This is a genomic window from Cellulosimicrobium cellulans, assembly GCF_001722485.1.
Classification (GTDB): domain Bacteria; phylum Actinomycetota; class Actinomycetes; order Actinomycetales; family Cellulomonadaceae; genus Cellulosimicrobium; species Cellulosimicrobium cellulans_A.
The window spans coordinates 1-1,306 of record NZ_LWGL01000333.1 but is presented as its reverse complement, the minus strand read 5'-3'; the positions used below and the strand labels follow the sequence as shown (position 1 = coordinate 1,306).

Below are 1,306 nucleotides of genomic sequence, written 5' to 3'. Positions count from 1 at the left end.
GCCGCCCCCGCCGCCCGTCCCCGCCGCCGGCGCGACGGCGTGGCCCCCCGCCGACCAGCCCGTCCAGGTCGTGCCGCCGCCGCTGCCCGTGTCGCAGACCCAGGTCAACGACGGCCGCACGGTGGCGGTGCCGACCGACCGGCCGGACCTGCTCGAGCGGCTCTACGCCCCCGTGCCGCCCGGTCCGGAGGAGCCGCTGTACGCGCGACCGGTGCCCCCGCGGCGGCGCGGCGTGCTGGCGCTGCTCGCCGTCCCCCTCGTGCTCCTCGCCGCGCTCGCCCCGGGCGTCGCGTTCACCGTCCTCGCGGTGGCCGTCGTGCTGGCGCGGGTCGTCGGGGTCACGACCGACTCCCTGCACTCCCGGCGCGAACGGCGCGGGCCCCAGCGCAGCGACACGGCGCGCTCGGTCGCCGCCTCGCCCTGGTACGTGGTCCGCGCGGTCGCCGGGTCGTTGCCGTCGCTGACCGTCGCGGCGTGCGCCGGGGTGCTGGTCGTCGTCGCGGGGTGGTGGCTGCTCGTCTCGGACCGGCTGGTCGTCGCGTCCGGGCCGGACGGCGGGAACGCGCCGGCCGTCACGACGGTCCTGCTGTGCGTGGCCATGCTCGCGACGGTCGTCCTCGCGTGGACCGGCCCGCTCACCCACCTGACGCGGTACGGGACGCGGACCGCGCTCGCGCGCGTCGCGCCCGGCCGGACGGGCACGCTCGTCCTCGTGGGCCTCGGCGTCGTGCTGACCGCCGTGTGCGTCGTGCTCCTCGCGTCCGGCGACGCCGTCGCGTGGTGGCCGTTCCCGGGCCCGCCCGCGCTGGGTTGAGCACTGTCAGCCGGGTCACAGCCCGCGTGTGTACGCTGAGCGGCGTGCTCCGGACGTCGGTCGAGCGCGGGCTGTCCCGCGGCGTGAACCGGGCGTCCGTCGTGCCCGCGGCCGGGAGGCTGCTCGGACCCGTCCTGCTCGTCCTCGCGCTCGCCGCCGCCGTCGTGACGCACCTCGCCGAGCGGGGGATCGCCGTCGTGCACCAGTGCCTGGACGTGCCGGGCGTGTGGGGCGTCGTGGGCATGCGCCTCGCGCTCGTCCACGAGGCGCCCGACTGCCCGTCCGGCGCTGCCCTGGGCGCGGAGCCCGCGGCCATGGTCACCGTCCTCGGGGTGCTCGCGCTGCCCGTGCTGCTCGCGCACGCGGGTGCCGCCCTCGTCGCGTGGGGCCTGTCCGCGCGGGCCCGCCGGGCGCACGCCCGCGCCCGCGACCTGTCCGACGGCGCCGCGCGCGTCCTGCGTGCGGTCGTCGCCCGGGTCCTCGGCGGGCTCC

The 1,306-nt window shown here is 79.3% G+C and carries 1 protein-coding gene and 1 pseudogene; both read left to right on the top strand.

What is annotated here, in order from left to right; all coding sequences use genetic code 11:
- Positions 1–814: pseudogene (locus JZ5iCDA_RS19290) on the top strand (hypothetical protein); the annotation flags it as partial.
- Positions 815–858: 44 nt separating this feature from the next.
- The coding region (locus tag JZ5iCDA_RS17535; protein WP_139123232.1) for a hypothetical protein at positions 859–1,306 on the top strand (448 nt) is incomplete at its 3' end.